The organism is Consotaella aegiceratis, from assembly GCF_036541425.1.
Classification (GTDB): Bacteria; Pseudomonadota; Alphaproteobacteria; order Rhizobiales; family Rhizobiaceae; genus Consotaella; species Consotaella aegiceratis.
In genome coordinates this window covers 171,501-196,688 of sequence record NZ_JAZHFT010000003.1, presented here as the reverse complement: position 1 = coordinate 196,688, position 25,188 = coordinate 171,501, and the positions used below count along the sequence as shown (strand labels likewise).

Here is a 25,188-nt window from a genome sequence, read left to right as displayed (position 1 = left end):
AAGCGGATGCGCCAGATCGCCGCAGCCGCCAGCGCATCGTTTTCGCCGTCATCCGGCTGTGGCGGACGCCTCTTGCCCATCCTCGGGCTCGCGCAGACGGAACCAGGCGACATAGAGCGCCGGCACGAAGACGAGCGTGATCAGCGTGCCGGCGATGATGCCACCCATCATGGCGAAGGCCATCGGTCCCCAGAACACTTCGCGCGCGATCGGGATCAGCGCCAGCGAGGCGGCGGCGGCCGTCAGGAGGATCGGACGCGCCCGCATCTGGCTCGCCTCATAGACCGCGTTCCAGGGATGAAGCCCTGCGCCCCGCAGGATATTGATTTGATGGACGAGGATGATCGAGTTGCGGATCAGGATGCCGATCAGCGCCAAGACGCCCAGGATCGCCACGAAGCCGAGTGGCGCACCGCTCGGCAGCAGCGCGGCGACGACGCCAATGAGAGCCAGAGGTGCTGCCGACAAAACGATGAACATGGCCGAGAAGCTCTGCATCTGGATCATGACCAGCGTCAGCATGATGAAGATCATGGCCGGCACCACGGCCATGATCGGCGCCTGGCTTTCCGCACTCGATTCCAGCGTGCCACCGACTTCGATCGTGTAGCGGGGAGGCAGTTTGGCCGCGAAGGCATCGACCTTCGGCTGCAAATCGGTCGCGATCGTCGCCGGCTGTACGTCGCCCACGATCGCCGCCATCACGGTAATGGTGGGAACCCGCGAGCGCGAATAGATGATGGGATCTTCGTAGTCGTAGCCGTAATTGACGACGCTCGATAGCGGCACGGCGACGCCGCTCGAGCTCACGAGTTGCATGTTCTCGATGGCCTCGATCGAATCCCGGTCCGATTTCCGCCCGCGCGCCACCACGTCGACCAGATAAATGCTGTCGCGGATCTGGGTGACGGTGGTGCCGTCGAGGATCGAATAGAGCCCTTCAGCGATATCCTGCGAGCTGACGCCGAGTTGGCGCGCCTTGTCCTGCAGAATCTCGACCTTAAGCACGCGTGCCGGCTCGTTCCAGTCCATTATTATGCCGGTCAGGCGTGGATCTTCCGCCATCAAGGCAGCCAAGTTGCGCGCCTTGGCACGCACCGTTTCCAGGTTCGGCCCGCCAAGACGATATTGCACCGGATGACCGACCGGAGGCCCGAGAGACAGGGTCGTCACATAGATGTCGGTGCCGACAAGCTCCTTGCGCGCAAACGCTTCGATGCGGTTCCGCACGCGTTCGCGCTCCTCAAGCCCCTTGGTGACGACAACCACTTGCCCGAAAAACGAATTGTTGGGCTGGATGTCGTAGGCAAGGATGAAACGCTCGGCCGAGCGGCCCACATAGGAGCTCCAGTGGTCGATGTCGTCGTCGCCTGCGAAGGTCGCTTCGAGCTTGTCCATCTGCGCACGGGTGTCGGTGATCGTCGCGTTGTGGCGCAGCGTGAAGTCGACCACCAGTTCCGGACGATCCGAAGACGGGAAGAACTGCTGTTGGATGAACCGCATGCCGAACACCGAGGCGCCGAACAGCGCCAGGGTGATCAGGATCGTGGCGAAGCGCCAGCGCATGGCCGTCTTGAGCAACCAGCCGAACGCCCGCCGGATCCGGCTTGGCCGTTCATCATGCTTCTTCATGGTCTTCGGCAGCATGGTGACGCCGATCAGCGGCGAAAACAGCACGGCCACGCCCCAGGACAGAAGCAGCGACAAGGCCAAAACCTGGAACAGCGAGAAGGTATATTCGCCGGCCGCCGAACGATTGAACCCGATTGGAATGAAGCCGGCCACCGTCACCAGCGTCCCCGTCAGCATCGGGAAAGCGATAGAGGTCCAGGCGAAGCTCGCCGCTTTCTCAAGACTGTCTCCGACCTCCAGCCGCGACACCATGGTCTCGATCGCGATCATCGCATCGTCGACGAGCAGACCGAGTGCAATGATCAATGCGCCCAGCGAAACGCGCTGCAGCGTGATGCCGAGCATCTCCATGCCGATGAAAGTGAACGCCAGCACCAAAGGAATTGACAGAGTCACCACCAGGCCGGCGCGCAGCCCCAAGCTGACGAAGCTCACGAGGAGGACGATCACCACGGCCTCGAACAGCGAGCGCGTGAACCCTCCGACGGCTTCCTCGACCACGGTCGGTTGGTCCGCCACCTTGTGGACATCGACGCCAATCGGCAGTTCGGCAATGACCTGCTTCATCTCGGCAGCCATCTCTTCACCGAAATCGAGGATGTTGCTGCCGTCCTTCATGCCGATTGCCAGGCCGATCGCCGGCTTGCCGTCATAGCGGAAGAGTTCGCTCGGTGGATCTTCGTAACCGCGCGTGATCGTGGCGACGTCGCTCAGGCGAAAAAAGCGGTCGTTGATCCTGAGATTGACGCCCCGCAGGCTGTCCTCGGACGTGTACGGGCCGGTCACCCGCACCAGGATACGCTCCGCGCCCGCCTGGATCACGCCCGAGGGCGCGATCGCGTTCTGCTCCTGCAGGGTGTCGATGATGGACTGCTGGTCGAGGCCGAGCGCCGCGACCTTGCGTAGCGAGAATTCCAGATAGACGACTTCGTCCTGCGCGCCGACAAGTTCCACCTTACCGGCGTCCGGGAGATGAACGATGCGGGTCCTGACTTCTTCGACGTAGTCGCGAAGCTGCCGCTGACTGAGACCGTCAGACGTGAAGGCATAGATATTGCCGAATACGTCGCCGAAATCGTCGTTGAAGGCGAACCCCTGGAACTCGCTGGGAAAGTCGGCCTGGATGTCGGACATCATGTTGCGCACGCGCAACCAGATATCCTTGATTTTCGATGCCGGCGTCGTCTCCAGCAGGTTGACGTAGACGACGGTCTGGCCGGGGGTGGTGATCGAGCGGGTGTAGTCGAGGGAATCGAGTTCCTGCAACTTCTTCTCGATACGGTCCGTGACCTGGGCGGTCATCTCCTTGACCGTCGCCCCAGGCATCGCCGCTGAAACCACCATGGTCTTGATGGTGAAGCTCGGATCTTCCTCGCGGCCAAGATTGAGATAGGACAGCGCCCCGGCAATCATCGCCGCGATCATGAAGAACCAGATCATCGAGCGGTGGCGCAGCGCCCAATCCGAAAGGTTGAAGCTGTTCACGGTGCTATTCTCCGGACACGGAAACGCGCTGCGCCTCGTCGAGACTGTGGACGCCGGCTGTCACCACCCGTTCTCCCGCCGTCAGGCCCGACGTGACTTCGACTTGGCCGTCATGGCGCTGGCCGAGTCGGACGTCCCGCCGATGAACGACGCCCTCTTGCGGATCGACCACCCAGATGCTGGCGGCGCCATCCGCCTCGACGACCGCCGTCGCCGGAACTTCGATGGTCGGGAAAGTGCCGCTGACCGGCGTTGCGCGGATCAGCGAACCGAGCCGAAAGGCCGCCGGCGGCTGGTCGAGCAGGATGCGGACCCGGTTGGTGCGCGTCAGGGCGTCGGCTTCCGGCGCGATCTCGCGAACCCCGCCCTGCGCTTCGATCGACGGATCGACCTGCAGACGGACGCGAAACCGGCTGCCGGCCACGATAGTCCCGAGGGCTTCGTTGGGGATGTCGACCATGGCTTCGCGAACATCGGTGCGCGCCAGCGTCATCACCGTCTCGCCGGCGGAGACCACCTCGCCCATGTCGGCGTCGCGCTCGGTGATTACACCGTCGACGGGAGCGGTCAGCACGGCATAGGTCAGCGCATTCTGGGCCTTGTCGAGATCTGCCTGCGCCTGCTTCAACCCCGCTTCGGCAGCCGTCTCGTTCTGCTCGGCCGATTCCAGATCGGCCGATGAAACCGTTTTCTCCTCGAACAAGGCCTGGGCGCGCGCGGCGCTGGCGCGGGCCGTATCGGCCTGCGCCTGAGCGCTGGCGAGTTGCGCGCGGGCCGAACGGACGTCGGCCTGCAGCGTATCGGCATCGACCGCGGCGATCTGCTGGCCCGCCTCGACCTGATCGCCGACGTCCACATCGAGCGACACGATGCGGCCAAGGGTGCGGAAGGCGAGATCGGTCTCGAAACGCGGCTCGATCGTCCCGCTGAAACCGGCGATGACGGCGGCATTGGGATTGGCGACCGCCGTCAACACCGGACGCGGCGTCGCCGCAGCTGCGGTCTCCGGCTGTTCGTCCTCCTGGCACCCGATCAAGGCGACCAGAGCAGTGGCGAGGATCGCGCCAAGGATCGGCGATTTCATCAAGGCTGCTCCTCCATCGCCTCGATCGTTTCGCCCGGCAGAATGAGCTGCGAACCGGCCGTGACCACGCGATCTCCCGGCTTTAGCCCCGAGGCCACGACGATCTGATTGCTGTCGTAGCGGGCGATCTCGATGGGGGTCAGCGAGACGACATTGGTGTCGGGATCGACCCGCCAGACGGCGGGCTGTCCATCCTGCGCGGCCAAGGCCTGCCACGGCAGGAGGAAGGCTTCCTCGGCGGCGAGAAACGTCACCTCGCCAACCACGGCTGCGCCAAGGCTCATCTGCGGCGGGACGGCATCGAGACCCACCTTGACCTCGACCGTGCCGGTCTGCGGATCGATCAACGGCGATATCTCGCGGACATGGCCGGTCGTCGTTACTTGGGGGTCGGCCAGCAGCGCGATGGAGATCGTCGGCCCGCCGTCGTCGTCGTCCTTGGCGTGGATCAACACCTGCTCCTGGACGTCGAAAACGGCGTCACGCGCGCCGTCCTCGGCAAAGCCTAAAACGGCCTGGGCAGCGCTGACCACCTGCCCCGGCTCGACCGAGCGCGAGGTGATGACACCCGCCGCTTCCGCCTTCAACACCGTATCGTCCAGGCTGGTTCGGGCCGTCTGCAGGGTGGCCTGGGCGCTGTCGAGCGTACCCTGCGCGGTCGCCACGGCCTCTTTGGCTGAATCGTAGCTGCTGCGCGTGGTGTATCCGTCCTTCAACAGGGACTGCTGCCGCTCCAGCGTCGAACGCGCCTGTTTGAGTTTGGCTTCCGCCGAGGTCACCGCCGCTTCAGCCGATGCCACGCCGGCCTGCTGCTGGGCCGGATCGAGCTTGGCAAGGATATCGCCCGGCGCCACGTGATACCCCACATCCACCTCGACCGCGGTCACCCGCCCCCCGGTCTTGAACGACAGCGAGGTGCTGTTGCGCGCGGCGATCTCGCCGGTCAGCGCAATGGTCCGGCTGTAGGCCTGTGACGCGACATTCACCACCTTCACCGGCTGGACGGGGCGCTGCGGCGCCGCTTCCTCCTGCTGGCATCCCGCCAATAGGATCAGGCCCGTGACCAAAGCCGCCGCTTGACCGCGCCGAACGCGCCATTTCGCAGCCATGCAGAACTCCAGTTGGTAATTTTCGCGAATGCTCTATAATGAAGTTACTTCAAGATCAAGATACCGAAAGCGACAGGCGACGATGCGGCCCAAGAAGGCAGAGTTCGAACCCTTGGAACGTGCCGTCCATCAGATCATCCAGATGATCGTGTCACGCGACCGTGAACTGGCCGGCCGCTACGGCTTGGCTCTCACCGATCTCACCTGCCTGCACTATCTGCAAACCTGCGAGACGGCCGGCGTGCTGGTCAGCGCCAAGATGATCTCGGAGTATGTGGGGCTGTCGACGGGTGCGACCACCGCCTTGATCGATCGGCTCGAACATCAGTGCTACGTCGAGCGGCGGCCCAACCCGACCGACCGGCGCAGCGTTACCATTCACTTGATCGAAGCCAAGGCCGACGAGGTGCTCGAAGAAAATCGCTTCCTCCATTTGGCCTTGAAGGAAACCTGGGAGGAGGCCTCCGCGGAGGAAGCCGAGGCTGTGACGCGGTTTCTGTCGGAGACGCTAGCAAAGGCCAAGCGTCAGCAGTGACGCCGACACCGAAGCGTGCCGTTCGAATGCATCCATCTCCGGTAGCCCCGATATCCCCGCGTCTGTCGCGCTGGAGGGCTTTGCAGAAGGCGGCGAACAGGACATGGTGCGCCCCGACGTCCCAGCCGATGCGGCACACACCGCATCCATCGGACCGATTGCGCGAGGAAGCCTTGAACCCGCCCTTCTGCCGAACCGATCATTCCACAGCGGCCCTGCCGGCAAGGCCACCGATGACAAGACTGTCCTGCCGGAGGTCGAAGCGTTGAATTCTGCAATTGGAACTCCGCTCCTGTGCTTCGACATCGGCGGATCGTTCATCAAGTTCGGTCTCTGCGAACGGCCGGGCGTCGTTGCCCAGGCGGGCCGGCGGACGACCCCTGCCACCTCCTGGACCGGTTTCGTGGACGCGCTCTCGGCCACCGTCGCCGCCCACGTCGATCAAATCGCGCCCTCGACGCCGCTCTCCATCTCGACCGCCGGCATGATCGACGCCGAGACCGGGCTGGTGACCGCGGCTTCCAACGTGCCCTGCCTGGTCGGGCATCGTCCGGCGGCCGAACTGTCCGAGATCCTGGGACGTCCGGTCCTCGTCGCCAACGACGCCGACTGCTTCGCGCTGGCCGAAGCCGAAATCGGCGCCGGGCATGGCCGCCGGGTCGTCTTTGGCGTGATCCTCGGCACCGGGGTGGGCGGCGGATTGGTGATCGACGGCCGGCTCGTGGCGAGCGCCGGCGAATGGGGTCACGGACCGATCACCAAGACGCAGTTGGCGAACGGCACCGTCGATCTGCCGCGGCTTCCCTGCGCCTGCGGCCAGGTCGGCTGCCTCGACGTGCTCGGCGCGGCTCGCGGTCTCGAGCGCATCCATGCGCACCTGTTCGGCGGCGCCAAGGACAGCCGCGTCATCATCGAGGAATGGCTCGCCGGCGACGAGCAGGCGGCACGCGCGGTGGCCATCCAGATCGAGCTGATCAGCGAACCGCTCGCCGTCGTGGTCAACGCCACCAGCGCTTCGATCGTCCCCGTCGGCGGAGGTCTCGGCTCGGTCGCGCCTTTCGTTGCAGCGCTCGACGCGGCGGTCCGCCCGCTGATCCTGCGCCACACCGACCAGCCGCTCGTCGTGCCCGCGCAAACGTCGGCCGATGCCGGCCTGATCGGTGCCGGCGTCCTCGGCCATCAGGCCGCCGGCCGAACGACCCACCACGATAAAGTCTAAAAGAGCGAAGCGACCAGGATCACCCAGGCCGACAACGCCACTCCCGCCAGCGCGATGAAGGAGCCGTTCCAGCCCCAGCCGACGCGCAGCGGTGTCACGCCGCCAAGCCGCCCGATCAGGAGCACCGTCGCCGTGAACGGCGAGGTCACCGCGCTGAGCGACCAGCCGGCGGTGATCGCCACGATGGCGGCATTGGGCGGAATGCCCAGCCCCGTCATTTCGACCAGGAAGGGTGCCGCGAGCGAAACGGCGAGAATCGGGTTCATGCCGAGTTGTCCCGCGATCGGGATCAGCCAGACGATTGCGACCAGGAGCAGCATCGGCGGCATCGCTCCCAGCGACGCGCCGTCGGTTTGCACCAGCGGGGCGAGGAGGCTGCCGCCCACCGCGCCGATGAAACCCGCCATGATCAGCAGCACGGCCTCGGGCGCATAGGATGGCAGATCATCGAGAACGTAGCCGCCAAGCCGTTCGAAGACATAGCGGCCGCCCGGCTCCCGCCGCGCCTGTCCCTGCAGCGCCAGCCACGCCAGGCTGATCACCGGCACCACCAGCATGACGACGCTGGTCACCGCCAGCCTCGTCAGCACTTCGAGCCCGCCGACGAGAACCCCGAGAATGAGCAGCAGGATCAGCAACGGATAGAGATCGCGCCACGAACTGGCCGAGGTGGCCATGGCCGGAGCGGCCGGACGCGGCCCGCTGAGCCTGGGCTTAACCAACGTATCGAGCGCCCATCCGGTACCGGCCACGATGCACGAGGACACGACACCGAAGGCGACCGCGCCGCTCCAGCTCGATCCCGGGATGATCGATGTCGAGATCGCCATCGCGAAGGCCAGCGGCGACCAGCACAGGCTCGAAGCGAAGCCGCGCTGGATGGCCAGCAGCATGCGCCGATTGCGGATCGCCCGCACTGCCTCGTTCTTCTCCCGCTGCCCGATCGATTCCACCAGACCGCCGAGCAGCGTGATCGAGCCGTAGTTCAGCAGCAGTGCGAAAAGATGGCCGCCGATCGTCAGCGCCAGATAGCGCCGGCCCGGCGGCCGGCTCGCCAGATAGAGGCCGCACCGCTCGATCGCCGGCGAAAACATCGAAGGGATGCGCAGCATGGCGAGCGCCACGAAGAAGGCGGCGATGAAGCCGCCCCGCTCGAGTCCATGCATCAGGATCGCCGACCAGTCGGACCGCGAGAGGAAGGCGACCACCGCCAGCGCCACGGCGACGGTGACGAAGCCGAGGCGCGAGCGCGACAATCGCGGCAGCGCCGCGACCACCATAGCCACCAGCAATGCGTCCGCGATCCCCTCCGCAATCCGGCTTCCCAACCATTCGCTGACGATGACGCTGACCGTCAAGGCGCTCATGACGAGACCGAGCACGAGATTGGATACGACGCTGTTTTTCGTCATGTCGCGAGGCGCTACCCGGAGAAATCGACCAGTACCGATCCGCGAACGGGACGGCGTCGGCACCCTCCAACCAGCATATGGGTGAAGAGCCGAAGGTCCGGCTCTAGGCCATTCTCGGCCCGGACGCCAGTGCGACAGGCAGAACTTCAATTTCGCCGATGGCTCGGCGAGCTATGCGGGCACATCGCCCAGGACATCGCCGACGCCACGCGCAGGCCGGCCGGGGTTTCCTGTCTTCTCTCGGCGGCGCACCCGGGGCCGGCGCTTGTCCGAAATGCCGCTTGAAGCTGCGGGACAGGGCCGAGATGGAAGAAAATCCCGTACGCACCGCGACGGCGGCGATGGGAATGTCGGTATCGACGATGAGCCGCCGAGCGGCGCGCAGCCGCAGCGCGAGATGGAAGGCACCCGGTCCCTGCCCGGTCAGCCGGGCGAACGCCGCCTCGAACAACGCGGACCGGCTGGACGCGTGGCTGGACGGTGTCACGACCTTCGACGGCGAGCCCGGTCTCGAAACCGCCAAGGCCGAACTCGGGCCGTATGCCTGTGAACAGGGCTCACGCGGGCTGCGCGGCAACCCGTATTAGCCTCGGATGAGAAACGCCGTGCAAGGTCGGGTCGATCCCCCGGCCCTGCTGGCTTTGGTCTGGTAGACCGGCTCTTACCTTTGCACGATTTCCGGGCCGAACATCGCGTTCGGCAGCGCGGTGGAAAGCGCCGGCACGTAGGTGACCAGGATCAGGAAGACGAAGAGCACCGCTACGAACGGAGCCGCCGCCTTCACCACCTGGACGAGGTCCATGCCGGTGATCCCCGAGGTGACGAACAGGTTCAGCCCGATCGGCGGCGTGATCATGCCGATCTCCATGTTGACCACCATGATGATGCCGAGGTGGATCGGATCGACACCCAGCTCGACGGCGATCGGAAACACCACCGGCGCCACGATCAGAAGCAGCCCCGACGGCTCCATGAACTGACCGCCCAACAGAAGCAGCAGGTTGATCGCGATCAGGAAGGTGAACCAGTTGAGGCCGATGCCGATCATCCATTCGGTGATGATCTGCGGCACCCGTTCCGCCGTCAGCACGTGGGCGAACAGCAGCGCGTTGACGATGATGAACATCAGCATCACCGTCACCTTGGCGGCATCCACCAGCACCTTGCGGGTGTCGTCGTGGACCATGGCCGGAAGGGTGTTGCGCAGCGTGAGTCCGACGCTGCGCCAGAAGATGCCCGCCCCGGCAGCGAAGCAGCGCCCTATGGCGTACCCGGCCTCGCGGCTGCGCAGTCGCGCATAGAAGATCGCCGCCGCGAAACCGATCACCACGCCCGAGATCGTCCCCGGCCAGAAGCCAAAGATGTCGTGGAAGAAGAAGAACGTGACCGCCCACCACAACACCATCAAGCCGAGGCCGTAGAGTGCGCCGGAAAAGCCGATCTTGCCTTCCGGCGGGTCGGTGCGCTCGAACCAGGGAATCCCCTTCATCGGTCCCATGTCGCGATAGACGAAGAGCGCGTTCCAGAACGAATAGACCGCGGCCACGGCCGCCGCTTCCGTCGGCGTGAAGGCGCCGCCGTAGATGCCGCCCAGGATGATGACGATCAGAAACAGGCCGAAGCCCGCGTCCTTGCCCGCGTTGACGATCTCCTTCAGGCTCTTGCGCGGCTCCGCCGGCAAGTTTCTGCGCCGGGCGATGATATAGATCAGGCCCATCAGCATCAGTCCGGCGACGAGGCCGGGAATGACGCCCGCCATGAACATCCGCCCGACCGAGACGTTCACCGAGGCGGCGTAGACGACCATGACGATCGACGGCGGGATCAGGATGCCGAGCGTTCCGGCATTGGCGATCACGCCGGCCGCAAAGCTCTTCGAATAGCCGACCTGCACCATGCCGCCGATGGCGATCGTGCCGATCGCCACCACGGTCGCCGGCGAGGATCCCGACAGAGCAGCGAACAGCATGCAGGCCATGACCGCCGCGATCGCCAGCCCGCCCCGGATATGGCCGACGGCGGCCACGGCGAAGCGAATGATGCGCCGCGCCACGCCGCCTGTGGACATGAAGGAGGAGGCGAGAACGAAATAGGGAATGGCCAGCAGGGTATAGTTCTGTGAGGCGGTGAACAGCTGCTGGGCGACCGAGGAGACGGTGTCGTTCGAGAAATAGGCGATCAGCAGCGTCGAGGAGAGGCCGAGCGCCACGGCGATCGGAACACCGAGGAAGATCAGCGTAAGGACGAGGACGAGAAGGATGATCGGTTCCATCGTCGCACCTCAACGATTGCCGTCGCGGTCGCGCGGCGGCTGCGGCCGATCGAGCCGCGCGTCATGCTCCCGTTTCTGTTCCGGCGTCTCCGCCGCTTCCGCGAACACCGTGTCGAAGGCTTCGCCGCGCGCGAGATTGTCGTCGGACAGTACGCCGACGTTCTCGCTGACCAGGTCTTCGGCCTCATGCCCCGCGACCACGAGCATGCGCTGCCCGGTCGCGATCTGCCAGATCGCTTGCAGCGATCGGAAGGCGAGAAGTGCGAGCCCGATCGGCAGCATCAGATAGGCGATCCAGCGCTGCACCCGCTCCTGCATGCCGAAGGCATCCTGGACCCAGACGGGATAGCGGATGTCGTCGAGGCCGAAGGGCCGCTTGAACAGGAGATACCAATAGTCCCAGGCGCCGCCACGCGCGTTGGCGCCGAAATATTGCAGCCAGTCCGACTTGATCAGGATGATCGCATAGACCAGCGTGCATAACGCTCCGAACAGGCCGAAGGCGCGCGTGACCGGCGTCGGAAACAGGCGGATGAAGGCGTCTACCCCGAGATGGGCGCCGATCTTCAGCCCGTAGCTCATGCCGAACAGGATGAGCCAGGCGAACAGGATGCGCGTCAGCTCCAGCGCGCCGCCCCAGCCCGCGCTGAACCCGTAACGGGCGACCACCTGCGTGAACGAAATCACGGTGATCGCGGCCAGCAGAATCGCCAGGATATCCTGCTCGATGCGATCCACGATTTGACTGAAGCGCGCCATGGCCCCCTTGCTCCTCCCAAAGCACCGCTGATCGGCGGCGGACAACCAAGGGTCCGCCGCCCGATCCTGTCATCGATCTGCCAGGTTCTGCCGTCGGCCGTCATGCCGCCACCCCGGCCCATGAGCGCCGGAGTGGTGGCTACGGCCGGAGCCTCGGTCCGTTAGCCGGCGTCGTTCGAAGCCACTGCCGCGTCGATCAGGTCCTTGCCAATGTCGTCCTCGAACTGGCTCCAGACCGGCTTCATCGCGTCGACCCACTGCTGGCGCTGCTCGGGCGTCAGTTCGTGCACCTCGGCGCCGGCATCGATGACGTTCTGACGGTTCTTCATCTCGATGGCGGCAACGTCGGCATTCGCCTTCTCGGTCACCTCGTGAACGATCGACAGGAACTGGTCGCGCACCTCGGGATCGAGCCCGTCCAGCCAGTCGGTCGAGGTCACCAGGAGGTAGGCGAGCAGCTGATGATTGGTCTCGCTGATGCCGTCCTGCACCTCGAAGAATTTCTGGGTGTAGATGTTCGACCAGGTGTTTTCCTGGCCGTCGACGACGCCGGTCTGCAGGGCTCCGTAGACTTCGTTGAAGGCGAGCTTCTGGGCCGAGCCGCCCATCGCTTCGATCATCGCCTCGGCGACGTCGGAGGTCTGGATGCGGAACTTGAGTCCCTTGGCGTCGGTGGGCAAGAGCAGCGGCTTGTTGGCCGAGAACTGCTTCAGGCCGGACGACCAATAGCCGAGCCCCTGAAAACCGGAATCCTGCATGGTGTCCAGAAGTCCCGTTCCGGCATCGGAGTTGATGAACCGGTTCACCGCGTCGAGGTCGTTGAACAGGAACGGCAGGTCGAACAGCCGGTATTTCAGCGTGTAGGGCTCGAACTTCGACAGCGACGGCGCGGCAAGCTGCACGTCGCCGAGGAGCAACGCTTCCATCACCTTGTCGTCGTCGTAGAGCGTCGAGTTCGGGAAGACCTGCATGCACATCTTCCCGTTCATCTCGTCGTTGATGCGCTGTGCCAAGAGATTGGCCGCATCGCCCTTGGGATGGCCGCTGCCGGCCACCACGTGGCTGAACTTGACGACCGTCTCGCCATCGTCGCAGCCCTCCTGGGCCATCGCGGACGAAGCGGCCAAGGCGAGCGCGGCGACAGAGACGGATAGAGTCAGAAACTTCATGGATAGTCCTCCCATTGATCCTCCAAGACGGCGAACGCGTCCGCCTGCCTCAAGCAGCCATTTGCAAACCGTGTGCCAAATCGCCGCCATGATGATGAGATCAGCCGGAAAGACCGTCAGGCCGCCGCTGACGGTGCGGGCGCCGATGCGGGTCTCCGATCGCCGCGGCCATCGCGATGGGTAGCGTACGACACACCGCAACCCACGATGGGTGTCGCTCTACCCGTCGGCACCCTCGATGCCGAGACGGCGCATCTTGTCGTAGAGACCCTTGCGCGAGATCTGCAGCCGCTCGTAGACCGGCTTCAGCTTGCCGTCGCTACGCTTCAGTTCGGCCTTGATCTGGGCCCTTTCGAACTCGTCGACACGATCGGCGAGGCTGCGCTCGTCCGTCATCGCGCCGTCGCGCCCCCTGGAGCCGTCCTCGCCGATGCGATAGAGGCCGAGCACGAAGCGGTCGGCCACGTTGCGCAGCTCGCGCACGTTGCCCGGCCAGTCGTGCGCCAGGAGGCGCGCCTCCATGGCTGGCGTCATGTCTGGGATCTCGCGGCGATAGCGCGCGCGGGCCTCGCGCGCCAAGTGAAAGAACAGCAGAGGGATGTCGTCGCGGCGCTCGCGCAAAGGCGGGATCTTCAGGCTCGCCACGTCGAGCCGATAGTAGAGATCGGCGCGGAACCGCCCCGCCGCGCTCTCTTCGGCAAGGTCGGCCTTGGTGGCGGCGACGAACCGCACGTCCACCTCGATCGACTTGTTGGATCCGAGCCGCTCGATCCGGCGCCCGTCGATCGCCCGAAGCAATTTGACCTGCAGGTCGAGCGGCATCGATTCGATCTCGTCGAGGAAGACCGTGCCGCCGGCGGCGTGCTCGATCTTGCCGATGCGCTGGCGGCTCGCACCGGTGAAGGCCCCCGCCTCGTGGCCGAACAGCTCGGATTCGATGATCTCGGCCGGCAACGCGCCACAGTTGATGGCCACGAAGGGTTTGTCGGCCCGCTCTGAGAAGTCGTGCAGAGCCCGCGCCACCACCTCCTTGCCCGAGCCGGTCTCGCCGTGCACCAGGACGTTCGCGTCGGTGCCGGCCAGCGCCGAGATCTCGGAGCGCAATTGCTCCATCACCCAGGAGCGGCCGACCAGGCGCGCCGCCAGGGCCTTCTGCTGGTCGAGCACGTCGCGCAGCGCCCTCAGTTCCAGCACCAGCCGCCGCTTTTCCAGGGCGCGTCGGCAGGCGATGAGCAGCCGGTCCATGGCAAAGGGCTTTTCGATGAAGTCGTAGGCGCCCTCGCGCATGGTCTCCACCGCCATCGGCACGTCGCCATGGCCGGTGATGACGATCACCGGCAGCGCGGGATCGATCTCGAGCGCGTTGCGCAGAAGCGTCGCGCCGTCCATGCCCGGCATCCGCACATCGGTCACCACAACACCGTTGAAGGCGCGCGTGACGCGCTCCAACACGAGATCGGCGGTTTCGAACACCTCGATGGCGATGCCGGCGAGTTCGAAGCTCTGCTCGATGGCTTCACGCAGATCGGGATCGTCGTCGACGAAGAAGACCGTCGGTTCGGGTTCTGATAGGCTCATGCCGTCATTCTTGAACCTTGGTCGTCCGTCCGCAAGGTGGCATCGTCGGCCGCAACGAGGCGGACCTCGAACCGGGCACCGCCCAGCGCGCTACGGTCGACGAAGATGCTGCCGCCGAAATCCGCAGCGATCGTCTGGACGATCGACAGGCCGATACCGAAGCCCTTGCCCTGCCCCTTGGTGGTGAAGAACGGCTCGAAGATGCGCTGATTGAGGTCGTCCGGAATGCCCTCGCCATTGTCCTCGACGATCAGCACCGGACCATCCTCGTCGCAGCCCCAGGCGATCGCGACATGGCCGTCCGGCTGCCCTGCGACGGCATCGATAGCGTTCGACACCAGGTTGACGACGACCTGGGTCAGCCGGATCCGCCCGCCCAACACCTTGATCGGCTGTGCCGGACGCCTGATCTCCAGCGCCACCTCCGCCTTGCCGGCCTTGGGACGCATCATGATCAAGGCCTCGTCGACGACCACCGACAGCGGCACCGCGCCGATGGCCTGTTCGGGCGGGCGGGCGAAACTCAGCAGCGTCTGCGAGAGTTCGCCCATGCGGCGGATCAGTTCCTCGATCTTGCCGAGATTGCGGGTGGCCGCGTCGGCATTGCCGCGCTCGAGAAACCGGCGCGCATTCTCCGCATAGGCCTGGATGGCCGTCAGAGGCTGGTTGAACTCGTGGCTCAGCGTCGTCGCCATCTGGCCGATGGCGGCGAGCTTGGCGGTCTGCACCAGCTTTTCCTGCGCGGTGCGCAGGTGCCCCTCGGTCGCGGCCCGCTCCTCCACTTCCCGGGCCAGTTCGGCATTGGTGCGGGCGAGTTCGCGGGTGCGATCGCGCACCCGGCGCTCCAGGCGCAACGTCGCCGCCCGTTCGCTGCGCATCCGGCGCAAAAGCGTCTCGCGGCGCATATCGACGAACAGCGCGATCAGCCCGAGAATGACCAACGTCGCCAAGGCGGCGCCGCCGCCGGTCCAGAACGCGTTCCGCGCCGGCTGGGCGTCGAGCAGAACGGTCACCGTCCAATCGAGCAAAGGCAGCATGTGGGAAGCTTCGACGAAGCTGTGCGGAGAGCCGCCGACGACGGCCGTGGCCAGTTCGTCCTCGCGATGCATCGGCACCACGGCACCCTCCGCGCCGACGGTCTGCAGCCGCCAGGTGGCGACGTTCGACAGGAGAATGCGCCCCTGCTCGTTGGTGACGAAGATCGGATCGCGCGACAGCGACCACGCCGCTTCCAGATTGTCCAACGGCACGGCCACGGCGACGATGCCAAGCAATTGGGCGTCCCGCCAGACGCCGCTGGCAAACAGATAGGCGCGCCCTCCCTGGGAATCGGTCGCCGAGGCGCGGCCGAGCCGATGCTGGCGCACCGCGGTAAACAGACCGGCCGGCAGAGGCGGCATCGGTGAATAGGGCACGGCCTTGCCAAAGACTGCGCCGGCAGCATCGGCGAACACCACCTGCGGCGCTCCCGAAAGACCCTGCACCTCGCGCGCCACCTGAGCGGCTTCGAGCCGTCTGGGATCGCCCTCCGGGGCGGCAAACAGCTCGACGACATCGCGCCTTGCCGCCAGCATGGCCGGCACCAGACGGTACTTGTCGAACAGGCTGGTGAGGATTTCGGTCTGGATCGCCAGCTTTTCCTGCGCCTCCCGACGCAGGATGTCGAGCGCACGGCCCTGCCACGCCTGTGCGGCGCCGAACGCCAGCAACAGCACCGCGACCGCCGCCATCGCGGCGACGCTCAATCGCGGACGAAGCCCTCGGGCGCGTGGTGCAGTCGATCCTCCCATTGCCATGCATCAAAGGCGCAATGCGGGCGGGACGCAAGTGCCGGCGTCAAACGGCGACAGCGCGCCGCCGCGAGCCGTCGGCGCGCTTGATGCAGATCATTCGTTCGGACGCGAAGTGGACTATGGATCTCAGATTATGTCTTTGGCGGATCCAAGTCTCCCGGCCGACGAGCGCCTTCGTGTCGGCCGCCCACCCCATCCATGGTCCATCGAAACAGCGAGCGGGACGGCACCGGAGCCGGCCCGGGCGCAGCGAGGCCTAAAGCAGCGAAGCCGCTGTCTCGGTGATCACGCCGGGGCGCTGTTCGCCCGCCATACGGGCCTTGATGACACCATCGCGACCGATGACGAAAATGGTCGGAAAGACGCCGACCTCGTATCGTTTGGTGCTGAGCGAGATCGCGTCCAGGGTCATGCCGAAATCGATCCCGTAGTCGCGAATGGCGTTGGTCACCGCCTGCTTGTTGCCGCCGGTGTTGACCATCAGCACGTCGAGCCCGCGCTGATTGAAGCTGCGGTGCAGGTCCACGAGTTCCGGCATCTCGTTCAGGCAGGAAATGCAGCCGCCCAGCCAGAAGCCGAGAACCAGCACCTTGCCGTCATAGGCGTCGAGCCCGGCCGATGCCGCGTCCGCCGGATCCTGCACCGCTTCGAGCGCGAGCGAGGGCGGCTTGTCGCCGACCTCTGCCCCGACAGCACTTCTGTCCGAAGAGCCGTTGCATCCGCCCAGGATCGCGAGACAGACGGGCAAGGCCCGGATGCCGCGACGCCAAGGGTTCATGGCCCATTTGCCCTTGTCTGCTGAGGAAGCCATCGTGACTTCACCCCTCTTCTTTCCGTCGGCATCCGCCGCCGTCATCCACCGCGCCGCGCGGGCCGCCCTCATCGCCGTGGTCGTCGCCGCGCCTATCGCGCCCGCCGCCGCCCAGGACATCTCCGCCGGCGAACAGCTCTACCGGTCGAACTGCGCCGACTGCCATGGCCGGAGCGGCGAGCAGCGGTCCCTCGGCAAGTCGCGGCCGATCCGCGAGCTCGACGCCGAAGAGATCCGCAAGGCGCTCATCGAGCGGCGATCCCTGCAAGGGCAACTGTCGATGCAGGATCGCGTCAAGGCCGCGCTTACCAATCCCGAAGTCGACGCGCTCGCCGACTACGTCTCCAGCTTGGAGTGACCGAGCAGCGGTCCGAACTTCTTCGCCAAATCCTGTTCGTTGAGCGGGCCGTTGATCCGCTCGACCAGCTTGCCGTCCGCATCGATCAGGAAGGAGGTCGGGACGGCGAGAACGTTGTAGCGGGCACTGGTGATGTCGAGCCGATCGACCAGCAGCGGCAGGGAAAGCCCCATGCGCCGGGCCGTCGCCTCGATGACCTCGTCCGATTCGCCCATATTGACGGCGACGATGACGGCACCCTTGTCCTGGTTGGCGCGATAGAAGGCGTCGAAACCCGGCAGTTCGCCGAGACACGGGCCGCAGCTCGCCTGCCAGAAGTTGACCAGCACCACCTTGCCGCGCAGATCGGCGAGACGGACCACGTCGCCAGCCAGATCGGTGGCGACCAGTTCCGGTGCGAGATCCTCCCCGCCCGGCTGGTGCAGGGCCGCGTCCTTGTTATCCGTGCAGCCGGCGACGAGCAAAAACGCGCCCAACACCCCGACAAGGGCGGACGGGGCGGCTCTGCGTCCGGCGAGCCGAAATGCCGATTGCAGGCCGCCCGTCACACCTGCCTCCCGTGATCGAGCTTGAGGATCCGGTCGGCTTGCCTCCCCAAAGCTGGGTTGTGCGTCACCAGGACGATGGTGCGTCCTTCGGCGCGCAGGCTTTCGAATAACGCCATAACGCGCTTTTCGTTGTCGGCATCGAGATTTCCCGTCGGCTCGTCCGCCAGAATCAGCGCCGGCGCATTGATCAGGGCGCGCGCGATGCAGACGCGCTGCTGCTCGCCGCCCGAGAGCTGCGAGGGCAGATGGCTGGCGCGGTCGGCCAGCCCGACACGCTCCAGCGCCTCCAGCGCCTCGCTCCGGTCGGCGACCGAATGGTAGTGCTGGGCCAGCATGACGTTCTCGACGGCCGAGAGATACGGGATGAGGTGAAACTGCTGAAAGACCAGGCCGATCTTCTCGCGGCGGATCACCACCTGATCCTTTTCGGTCAGCGTCGCCGTCTCGATGCCGTCGAGCCGGTAGGAGCCCGATGTCGGGCTGTCGAGCAGCGACAAAAGGTTGAGGAGCGTCGTCTTGCCGGAGCCCGACGGTCCCATGATCGCCAGGAAGTCGCCCTCGTGCACCGAGAAGGTGACGTCGTCGAGGGCGGCGACCGATCCGAACCGGCGGCTGAGCCCGTCGCAGCCGATCACTTCGCGACGCGACCGCGCGGCGGACGAGGCCGATGTCTCGCTGGCCGACGCGGCGCTGAAGCCCGCTGTTCCATCCATCGGAGCCATGACTATTCTCCTCTCAGGACCCTGGCCGGGACGACGCGAACGGCACCGCGGATCGGCAACATCGCGGCCACCAGCGCAGCCACGAGGCTCAAGCCGAGCGTCACCGGCACCATACCGGGTCGAAACGTTACCCAGGCGCTGAACACCGCCTGTCCCAAGACCTGGGCCAGCAAAAAGCCGATTGCGATCCCGATCGCAACGGCCACCAAACAGACCACGCCGGTTTCGGCCAGGAATTGCCCGACGATGCTGCCGTTGCTGGCGCCGATCGCCTTCTGCAGGCCGATCTGCGGCGTGCGCTCGGCCACCATCGCGGTCAGCGTGGCGTTGACGCAGAGCGTGGTGATGACGAGGATGATGGCGGCGACCAGCGCCATCAGCCCGTCGATCTTGTCCAGGATCTGGCCATCGGCCTCCGACACCTTGCGGATCGGATGCGCCTCGATGCCAGGAAAACGGGTCATCAGGTCGGCGGTCAGCCGATCGGCCTCCGGACCGTCCGCGACGATGCTGGCCATGGCGAAATTGGCCTCGCCCGGCTGCTCCAGAAGCGTCTGCGCCAGCGACAGGTTGACGAAGATCTGGTCGTCCTCCGCCTCGCCGGTGTCCATGATTCCCTTGACCGTAACCTCGGTCTGCCGGCTGCGGTCGCGGTTGCGGATCATCACCGTGTCGCCGAGTTCCAGCTCCATGCTGTCGGCGAGACGTCGCCCGACCATGGCGTTGCGCTCGTCGAAATCGGCGGTAATCCAGCTCCCTTCCACCTGCCAGTAGGGCGCGATCGCCTTCAGGCTGCGGAAATCGACGCCGACCAGCACCGCGTTGCCGAGATCCAGCCGAACGACGCCGTAGAGATAGGGCGTCATGCCGACCATCCGATCGGCCGGCAGGGCCGCTGCCGCGGTCTCCAGCGCGGCGACGTCGATGGTCCGCGTCCCGCTGCCGTCGCCGTTGCGATGCGGCGAGATGATGACGTTCGGACCGAAGGCGCGCAGTTCCTCGCTCATCTTGATGGAAATGTCGAAATAGAGATTGGTCAGCGCGAAGACCACGGCCGCGCCGACCGCGATGGCCGAGAGCGCGATGGTCAGCCGGCTGCCGCGATTGGTCAGCGCCCGTATCACCAGAAGCATGAACATGCGCGCGCGGCCCAGCCGTTGGCCGGACGGCCGGTTCTTCGTCTCAGTGGCCATGCAGCACCTTCGAGGGAGACAGCGACGCGATGCTGCGTGCCGGCAGGATGGAGCCGAGCATGACGGTCGCCACCGACACCACGAGAACGATCGGGATGGTGATCGGCGTCAGCTCCACGCCGCTGCCGAACACGCTGAGGCCCACGAACTGCGCCACGCCGTAGCCGACGACCAGGCCGATCGCGCCGCCGATCAGGCCGACGATCGCCGCCTCGCCGATAAACAGGGCATGGATCTCCCACGGCGCGGCGCCCAGCGCCTTCATCAAGCCGATCTCGCGCGAGCGCTCCATCACCGTGGTGTTCATCAGCGAGGAGACGGCCATGGCCGCGGCGATGATCGCGGCGAGGCTGACGGTGAGCAACAGCATCTGGATCCGGCCGATCACCGCGCCTTCGCTCGCCGCCACCTGCCAGATCGGCCGGGCGGCGGCGTTGGCGACCGCCTCCTCGATCTGGTGCGCGATCGAGCTGACATAGGCCGTACAGTACCAGACGTCGTATTCCTCGGCCGACAAGGCGCCCGTGTCGCGCCGCGCCTTGTTGGAGAGCTCGTTTTCCGGGATCGTCAGGGCGCTGACGTCGACCGACTGCACCTGGCCCTCCAGGCCGGTCAGTGCCTGCACCAGCGCCAGCGGAGCCACGATCGCATCGTCCTCCGGGCCGCCGGTGGTCAGAATGCCGGTCACCGTCACCGCCTGCGGGGCAGCGCCCTCCTCGCCCTGCGGCCGAAGCTCCAGGCGGTCCCCCTCGGCAAGACCGGTGCGGGCCGCGAGACCGGCGCCGACCAGCACCTGGTCGGCCGGCCGATCGAGCGTGCTGTCGTCGGGCCAGGCGCCGGCGACCGCCCAGAACGGATTGATCGCCTTGACGCCCGTGCGGTACTCCGGATCGTCCGGCAGCGGCACCGGATGCTCGAAATAGGTACCGATCAGGTTGACCTCGCGTCCGTCCGCCAGGCCGGCGCCCTCGGCGCGAACCTGCACGCCGAGCCAAGGCGCCAGACCGACGATGTTGTTGCGCCAGAAGATGTCCTTGATCTTCGGCAGCTCGCTTTCGGCGAGCGTATCCTGATCCTTCAGCGGATTGTAGTCGACGCCGTCGATGATCAGCGGCATCGCCTCGCTCTTCGGCGACACCTTGATGTTGGAGCCGTAGGACTTCATCTCGCGGGCCATCTTGTCGCCGACGTCGACCGACAGCGCGAAGAGCGTGGTGATCAGCGCCGCAGACAAGGCGACGGTCACCGCCGCCAGGAGCTTGCGGCGCCGCCCTTCGAACAGCGAGCGCCAGAGCATGCGCGACAGCATCGCCTAACTCCCCTGCTCCTCGTGGCCCTGGACCCGCCAGCGGCGGGCTTGTACGTCGCCGACATACTTTTCCGGATCGGCCTTGAACTCCTCGTAGGACTTTTCGCCGGAGAAGAAGTAGGTCCGCCCGCCATAGTCGTAGCGGTAGGGCGCCCTGAGATTGATCACCGTATCGCCGTTGACCGGATCGGTCGCCTCGACCTCGACCACTTCCGAGAAGTAGTTCGCGCCCTTCTCCAGATCGGCCTGGGTGATCACGATGGTGTCGTCCTCGACCGTATGGTTGAGCGGGATCGGATTGCAGCCCCCCGGCTTGCCGATCGATGGCTTGAAGATGCGCACGTTGCAGGCGATGCAGATGATTTCCGGGCCGCGCTGCACATAGCCGTCGTCGCCGCAGATCATGCACGCGTCGAAGACCACGCCGATATGGACGTGTTGTTGGTCGTACCGGTTGATCAGAAAGAAGCGCACCCGGTGACCGTCGCCGGCGATATAGGCAAAGCGGTGCAGGTCGCCGTCCTTGACCTCGTCGATCGGAATACGGACCTCGCCCTGGGTATCGGGCTCCACGGGAGCCGCCTCCGACAGGCGCGGCGGCAGCGAGGCGTAGAGGTCCTGGTAGGCGAGCGCGGCGAACAGGAAGACGGCGATGCCGGCAAGACGCGTGCGCCAGCGGCGCTGGCGTTGCGATCGCGCCAATTGCCGGCGATGCTCGACCCGCGCTTGGGCCTTCGCGCCATCCTCCAACGCCGGCACCCTGTGGCGACGGGCAAACGCGACGACGCCCAGAAGCAGGACGACGCCAAGCTCGACATAGACGACCCAAGGCTCGAACAGCGAGATCTTCGCCACATAGGAGATGCGGCCCGAGGTCACACCGATGGCGTCGAGCCGCAGCAGCCCGAGCATGACGGAGGCGGACCCGGCCACCAGTTCCAGCACCAGCACGATGGCGAGCGCCAGCACTGTCGAGAACCGGCCGGCCAATGCGGCGATCCGGCCAGCCACCACGGCAAGCGCGAAGAGCAGCGCCGCGCCCAGGACGATCGCGGCGCAATTGACGATCAATTCGGTGTTGACGACGCTGGTCACCGTCAGGCTACGGTCGGCCGACAGCGCCCAGGCGTCATAGAGGCCTCGCGCCGCATAGACGGCGATGACCAGCAGTGCGCCCCCGGCGAAAAACACGCGTCCCGCCGGCGCCGCCAGCCCGCTCCGCAAGATGAGCGCGCAGACCAGAACCAGCAGGGCCAAGATGCAGGCCGCCAAAGCGACGCCATGGATCGCCGTGGCGACGACGATCTCGCTCGCTTGTACCGCGGCGAGAAGCGCCGCGCCAAGCCCCGCCAGAAATCCGGCCGCCACGGCAGGACCGAGGCCGCGGAGACGCGCATCCTCGCGCGGGCCACGCACGGCCGTTGGAAGAAGGCCGATCAGGACAGCTAGGGGCAGCAGGGCGTGTGCCAGAGATGCGATGTAGAAACCCATGTGGGTTCCCTCTCAAATCCGGGCCGGTGCGGCCTTGACCCTGCTCAAGGGATGGGCCGCACCGGCGTTTTATGCCGAATGTCCTTTAATCCAGCGGCACGAACTGGAAGTCGTAATCGACGTCGAAGGGCTGGAACCACTGGCCGACGCCGCTCGCCTCGTCGGTGTGACGGCCAAAGCCCTGACGCGACGGCGGATCGATATGGTAGGTCAGCTTGTAGTTGCCGGCCCCCTGCATCTTGATGTTCGAGCCGTAATGCGGCCCGTCGACGGCGACCATCGGCATCAGATTGCCGGTCATCACCTTGCCGGTATCCATGTTCTCCAGGCGGTACGAAACGGTCAGGTACGGCACCCACTCGCCCGCGCCGAAGCCGTTCGGATTGCCTTGGTCGGCATGGATGTCGGCCTCTAGGTGGATGTCGGCCTGAGACGACGGCAGGTCGATGCCGCGCGGTTCCATGTCGATGGGCTTCAGATAGACGGCGGCGACTTCGAGGGTGTTCAGCGTCTGCCCCTCGCCGATCGGATATTCCTTGAACTCTTCCTGAGCGAAGCTGCTGCCTGCGGTCAGCGCCAGCACCGACGCGGCAAGAACCAGGTGTTTCATGTTACTCTCCTTCCTGGGTTTGGGACGCATTTTCCTGGGTTTTGGGCACACTTCGCCCGTCGACAGGGAGCCGGCAAGCCGTCCGGTCCGCCCTATCCGTGTTGTGCTTCGGGTTGTCTCTGTCCGGCCGCGGCGCCCGGTCCGCCCGTCGGGCGCCGTTGCGCGAGGATGGCGAAGGCGGCGATCGCGGCCACCACGAGTGCGGCCTGAGGGATCAGGCTCTCCCAATAGGGATAGATGCCGAGGGGCGTGAACTCGGGCACCCACGGGATGAGGGTCGGGGTCAGCACCTTGCCTTCGACGAGTTCCATGACGCCCTTGCCGACGAAGATGAAGGCCATCAGGTAGAGCAGCGCGCCGGTGCCCTGGAAGAAGGCCCGAATCGGCAGCTTGAGCGCCCCCGTCCGCATCACCCAGTAGATGATGCCGAGAGCCAGACAGCCGACGACGAAGCCGCCGGCGATCGCGCCGAGCCCGGTCGTATCGGTATCGATGGTCAGGGCCTGGTAAAACAGCACCGTTTCGGCGCCCTCGCGATAGACGGCGAGGAAACTGGTCAGCCACAGCGCCCGCATCGAGCCGGACGAGAGCGAGGTGTCCACCTTCTCCTTGATATAGGCCGACCAATGGGCGGCTTCCGCCTTGGAAATCAGCCAGTAGCTCATGAAGAACAGGATGACGGCCGCCAGCAGCATGGTCGCGCCTTCCAGGATCTCCCGCCCGACGGCGGCGTTTTCCAGGATCAGGGTCAGGACGACGGCGGTCACCACGCTGGCCAGAAGCGCCACCACCACGCTGTTGACGATCACCCGCTGCTTGTCGCCGTGCCCCGACTTGACGAGATAGGTCAGGATCGCCGTGACGATCAGCATCGCCTCGAAGCCTTCGCGCAGGATAATCAGGAGAGCGTAGCTGAACAGCGCCCAAGGGCTGCCGCCGGACCCGCCGGGATCAAGCATGGCCACGGCCTCGTCCAGATCGGCGGCCATCGCGTCGGCCTCGGTCGAGAACTCGTCGGCGGACGCCTTGGCGCCGACCAGCGCCATCAGCTTGCTGAAGTGCGCCTCGAGCGCCAGCTTGAGATTGGAATCGCGTGCGCCGACGCGGTTTTCCATGCCGCTCGCTTCGAAGATGTCGAAATAGGCGTTCGACAGCATCGAGACGGCATGGTCGCCATCGCCGCTCTCTGCGGTATCGATTGCCGCGGCGATCGCCTGATTGACCTGGGTCGCGACCGCAGCCCAATCGACCGCCGGCTCGGGCATGGATTCGGCCCGTTCCTTGGCGACGCCGACCAGAGGCAGACCCGGCAGATAGTCCGCCATGTCGTCGGCCATCGCCCGCGCCGACCCCCGGATCAGCCGCGGCTCCCGTCCATCGTCGACGAGGCCCAGAATGCGCTCGAATTCGCTGTTGTATTCGATATCCTGGCGCTGCGACACGTGCCGGCGGATCGCTGTTTCCAGCAGGCTGTTCTTGTAGCCGTCGAATTGCGCCTGCTGGATCAGCCGCTTGGCCTCGTCCGGATTGCCGGCCTCCAGCGCATCGGCGGCGGCATCGAGATCGGACTTGATCGTCGCGACGGCCTGTTCCCAATAAGGCTCCACCGTCTGCGGCGTCGCCAGGTCGGCAGCAGCCTCCTCCACTGGCGCTGCCTCGTCGTGCGCCGCCGTCGACTCGGCCTTGATGACGAAGCCCTTCTCCAGCGTCGGAACGACCGCGTTCAGGTTGGCGATCTGCGTCTCGATCCTGCCGGCGACCTCGTTGACCGGCTTGCCGTCGACGATCAACTGGCGGATGTCGCCGAACTCGGCTTCGAGCGCATAGCTGGCCTTGGCCGAGACGTTGACCCGGATCGGCCCCTCCAGGTTCTCGAACAGCTCGAAATAGGACCGCTGCACCAGGGTCTTGGCCGAGTCCGCATCGCCTTGACGGTAGGCGTCCTCGGCCTGGGCGAGCATCGTATCGATGCGATCCACCAGGCTTCGGTAGTCCGGCGCGTTCTGGGCGTAGCCCGGAACCGCCAGATGCGCCAACATCAAAAGCGCCAAGAGCAGGAGTCTCATTGCCGAACCCGTCGCCTGCGATCCTGGGGAGAC

Annotated in this window: 22 protein-coding genes; 4 read left to right on the top strand and 18 right to left on the bottom strand. The window is 65.8% G+C overall.

Annotation, left to right across the window (positions count from 1 at the left end; all coding sequences use genetic code 11):
• Positions 1–48: 48 nt before the first annotated feature.
• Genes SMD10_RS04080 through SMD10_RS04070 form a run of 3 tightly spaced genes read right to left on the bottom strand, consistent with a single transcriptional unit; the run spans position 49 to position 5,310 of the window.
• Positions 49–3,117, bottom strand: a complete 3,069-nt coding sequence (locus tag SMD10_RS04080; protein ID WP_331684372.1) for an efflux RND transporter permease subunit — start codon at positions 3,115–3,117, stop codon at positions 49–51.
• A gap of 4 nt (positions 3,118–3,121) precedes the next feature.
• Positions 3,122–4,201 (bottom strand): efflux RND transporter periplasmic adaptor subunit, encoded by a 1,080-nt coding sequence (locus SMD10_RS04075; protein ID WP_331684371.1) that lies wholly within the window; start codon positions 4,199–4,201, stop codon positions 3,122–3,124.
• A complete protein-coding gene (locus tag SMD10_RS04070; RefSeq protein ID WP_331684370.1) occupies positions 4,201–5,310 on the bottom strand; it encodes an efflux RND transporter periplasmic adaptor subunit in 1,110 nt (369 codons plus the stop codon). The genes SMD10_RS04075 and SMD10_RS04070 overlap by 1 nt, the downstream gene beginning before the upstream one ends.
• Positions 5,311–5,392: 82 nt before the next feature.
• On the opposite strand from SMD10_RS04070, the gene SMD10_RS04065 reads away from it, so the two are divergent.
• Positions 5,393–5,845 carry a MarR family winged helix-turn-helix transcriptional regulator gene (locus SMD10_RS04065; protein WP_331684369.1) on the top strand — a complete coding sequence of 151 codons (453 nt, stop codon included), beginning with the start codon at positions 5,393–5,395 and terminating at the stop codon, positions 5,843–5,845.
• A 265-nt stretch (positions 5,846–6,110) separates the two neighbouring features.
• Positions 6,111–7,064, top strand: a complete 954-nt coding sequence (locus tag SMD10_RS04060) for an ROK family protein (protein ID WP_331684368.1) — start codon at positions 6,111–6,113, stop codon at positions 7,062–7,064.
• On the opposite strand, the gene SMD10_RS04055 is transcribed toward SMD10_RS04060, so the two are convergent.
• Positions 7,061–8,476, bottom strand: coding sequence for a hypothetical protein (locus SMD10_RS04055; protein WP_331684367.1), 1,416 nt, complete (start codon positions 8,474–8,476; stop codon positions 7,061–7,063). The genes SMD10_RS04060 and SMD10_RS04055 overlap by 4 nt on opposite strands.
• Positions 8,477–8,579: 103 nt before the next feature.
• On the bottom strand, positions 8,580–8,867 hold the full coding sequence (locus tag SMD10_RS04050) for a helix-turn-helix domain-containing protein (RefSeq protein WP_331684455.1): 288 nt from the start codon (positions 8,865–8,867) through the stop codon (positions 8,580–8,582).
• Here SMD10_RS04050 and SMD10_RS04045 point away from each other — a divergent pair.
• On the top strand, positions 8,758–9,063 hold the full coding sequence (locus SMD10_RS04045; RefSeq protein ID WP_331684465.1) for a hypothetical protein: 306 nt from the start codon (positions 8,758–8,760) through the stop codon (positions 9,061–9,063). The genes SMD10_RS04050 and SMD10_RS04045 overlap by 110 nt on opposite strands.
• 74 nt (positions 9,064–9,137) lie before the next feature.
• On the opposite strand, the gene SMD10_RS04040 is transcribed toward SMD10_RS04045, so the two are convergent.
• From SMD10_RS04040 to SMD10_RS04015, 6 genes are all read right to left on the bottom strand, one after another.
• The gene (locus SMD10_RS04040) at positions 9,138–10,748 is read right to left on the bottom strand and encodes a TRAP transporter large permease (RefSeq protein ID WP_331684366.1); all 1,611 of its coding nucleotides are present in this window, start codon (positions 10,746–10,748) and stop codon (positions 9,138–9,140) included.
• Positions 10,749–10,757: 9 nt separating this feature from the next.
• Complete coding sequence (locus SMD10_RS04035) at positions 10,758–11,507, bottom strand: TRAP transporter small permease (protein ID WP_331684365.1); 750 nt, start codon at positions 11,505–11,507, stop codon at positions 10,758–10,760.
• A 161-nt stretch (positions 11,508–11,668) separates the two neighbouring features.
• The gene (locus SMD10_RS04030) at positions 11,669–12,676 is read right to left on the bottom strand and encodes a DctP family TRAP transporter solute-binding subunit (RefSeq protein ID WP_331684364.1); all 1,008 of its coding nucleotides are present in this window, start codon (positions 12,674–12,676) and stop codon (positions 11,669–11,671) included.
• 219 nt (positions 12,677–12,895) lie between these two features.
• Entirely contained in the window at positions 12,896–14,254 is a 1,359-nt protein-coding gene (locus SMD10_RS04025) for a sigma-54-dependent transcriptional regulator (protein ID WP_331684363.1), read from the bottom strand.
• A complete protein-coding gene (locus SMD10_RS04020; protein ID WP_331684362.1) occupies positions 14,251–15,999 on the bottom strand; it encodes a sensor histidine kinase in 1,749 nt (582 codons plus the stop codon). The genes SMD10_RS04025 and SMD10_RS04020 overlap by 4 nt, the downstream gene beginning before the upstream one ends.
• A 304-nt stretch (positions 16,000–16,303) precedes the next feature.
• A complete protein-coding gene (locus SMD10_RS04015) occupies positions 16,304–16,858 on the bottom strand; it encodes a TlpA family protein disulfide reductase (protein WP_331684361.1) in 555 nt (184 codons plus the stop codon).
• A 1-nt stretch (position 16,859) separates the two neighbouring features.
• Here SMD10_RS04015 and SMD10_RS04010 point away from each other — a divergent pair, with 1 nt between their 5' ends.
• Positions 16,860–17,216, top strand: a complete 357-nt coding sequence (locus SMD10_RS04010) for a c-type cytochrome (RefSeq protein WP_331684360.1) — start codon at positions 16,860–16,862, stop codon at positions 17,214–17,216.
• Here the strand turns inward: SMD10_RS04010 and SMD10_RS04005 are convergent.
• The 7 genes from SMD10_RS04005 to SMD10_RS03975 form a co-directional block, all read right to left on the bottom strand.
• Entirely contained in the window at positions 17,195–17,764 is a 570-nt protein-coding gene (locus SMD10_RS04005) for a TlpA family protein disulfide reductase (RefSeq protein ID WP_331684359.1), read from the bottom strand. The two genes, SMD10_RS04010 and SMD10_RS04005, sit on opposite strands and share 22 nt — an antisense overlap.
• Complete coding sequence (locus SMD10_RS04000) at positions 17,761–18,486, bottom strand: ABC transporter ATP-binding protein (RefSeq protein ID WP_331684358.1); 726 nt, start codon at positions 18,484–18,486, stop codon at positions 17,761–17,763. Before SMD10_RS04000 ends, SMD10_RS04005 begins: the two co-directional genes overlap by 4 nt.
• Before the next feature lie 2 nt (positions 18,487–18,488).
• Positions 18,489–19,679 carry an ABC transporter permease gene (locus SMD10_RS03995; protein ID WP_331684357.1) on the bottom strand — a complete coding sequence of 397 codons (1,191 nt, stop codon included), beginning with the start codon at positions 19,677–19,679 and terminating at the stop codon, positions 18,489–18,491.
• A complete protein-coding gene (locus SMD10_RS03990) occupies positions 19,669–20,988 on the bottom strand; it encodes an ABC transporter permease (RefSeq protein ID WP_331684356.1) in 1,320 nt (439 codons plus the stop codon). Before SMD10_RS03990 ends, SMD10_RS03995 begins: the two co-directional genes overlap by 11 nt.
• Before the next feature lie 3 nt (positions 20,989–20,991).
• Positions 20,992–22,479, bottom strand: coding sequence for a Fe-S-containing protein (locus SMD10_RS03985; RefSeq protein WP_331684355.1), 1,488 nt, complete (start codon positions 22,477–22,479; stop codon positions 20,992–20,994).
• An 85-nt stretch (positions 22,480–22,564) separates the two neighbouring features.
• Positions 22,565–23,089, bottom strand: coding sequence for an iron transporter (locus SMD10_RS03980; RefSeq protein ID WP_331684353.1), 525 nt, complete (start codon positions 23,087–23,089; stop codon positions 22,565–22,567).
• A gap of 92 nt (positions 23,090–23,181) precedes the next feature.
• Positions 23,182–25,155 carry an FTR1 family iron permease gene (locus SMD10_RS03975; RefSeq protein WP_331684352.1) on the bottom strand — a complete coding sequence of 658 codons (1,974 nt, stop codon included), beginning with the start codon at positions 25,153–25,155 and terminating at the stop codon, positions 23,182–23,184.
• Positions 25,156–25,188 lie beyond the last annotated feature (33 nt).

Coding starts and splice junctions, on each gene's coding strand:
- SMD10_RS04075 (WP_331684371.1), bottom strand. CDS start 4,201: ATGAAATCGCCGATCCTTGGCGCGATCCTCGCCACTGCTCTGGTCGCC.
- SMD10_RS04070 (WP_331684370.1), bottom strand. CDS start 5,310: ATGGCTGCGAAATGGCGCGTTCGGCGCGGTCAAGCGGCGGCTTTGGTC.
- SMD10_RS04065 (WP_331684369.1), top strand. CDS start 5,393: ATGCGGCCCAAGAAGGCAGAGTTCGAACCCTTGGAACGTGCCGTCCAT.
- SMD10_RS04055 (WP_331684367.1), bottom strand. CDS start 8,476: ATGACGAAAAACAGCGTCGTATCCAATCTCGTGCTCGGTCTCGTCATG.
- SMD10_RS04040 (WP_331684366.1), bottom strand. CDS start 10,748: ATGGAACCGATCATCCTTCTCGTCCTCGTCCTTACGCTGATCTTCCTC.
- SMD10_RS04035 (WP_331684365.1), bottom strand. CDS start 11,507: ATGGCGCGCTTCAGTCAAATCGTGGATCGCATCGAGCAGGATATCCTG.
- SMD10_RS04030 (WP_331684364.1), bottom strand. CDS start 12,676: ATGAAGTTTCTGACTCTATCCGTCTCTGTCGCCGCGCTCGCCTTGGCC.
- SMD10_RS04025 (WP_331684363.1), bottom strand. CDS start 14,254: ATGAGCCTATCAGAACCCGAACCGACGGTCTTCTTCGTCGACGACGAT.
- SMD10_RS04015 (WP_331684361.1), bottom strand. CDS start 16,858: ATGGCTTCCTCAGCAGACAAGGGCAAATGGGCCATGAACCCTTGGCGT.
- SMD10_RS04000 (WP_331684358.1), bottom strand. CDS start 18,486: ATGGCTCCGATGGATGGAACAGCGGGCTTCAGCGCCGCGTCGGCCAGC.
- SMD10_RS03995 (WP_331684357.1), bottom strand. CDS start 19,679: ATGGCCACTGAGACGAAGAACCGGCCGTCCGGCCAACGGCTGGGCCGC.
- SMD10_RS03990 (WP_331684356.1), bottom strand. CDS start 20,988: ATGCTGTCGCGCATGCTCTGGCGCTCGCTGTTCGAAGGGCGGCGCCGC.
- SMD10_RS03985 (WP_331684355.1), bottom strand. CDS start 22,479: ATGGGTTTCTACATCGCATCTCTGGCACACGCCCTGCTGCCCCTAGCT.
- SMD10_RS03980 (WP_331684353.1), bottom strand. CDS start 23,089: ATGAAACACCTGGTTCTTGCCGCGTCGGTGCTGGCGCTGACCGCAGGC.
- SMD10_RS03975 (WP_331684352.1), bottom strand. CDS start 25,155: ATGAGACTCCTGCTCTTGGCGCTTTTGATGTTGGCGCATCTGGCGGTT.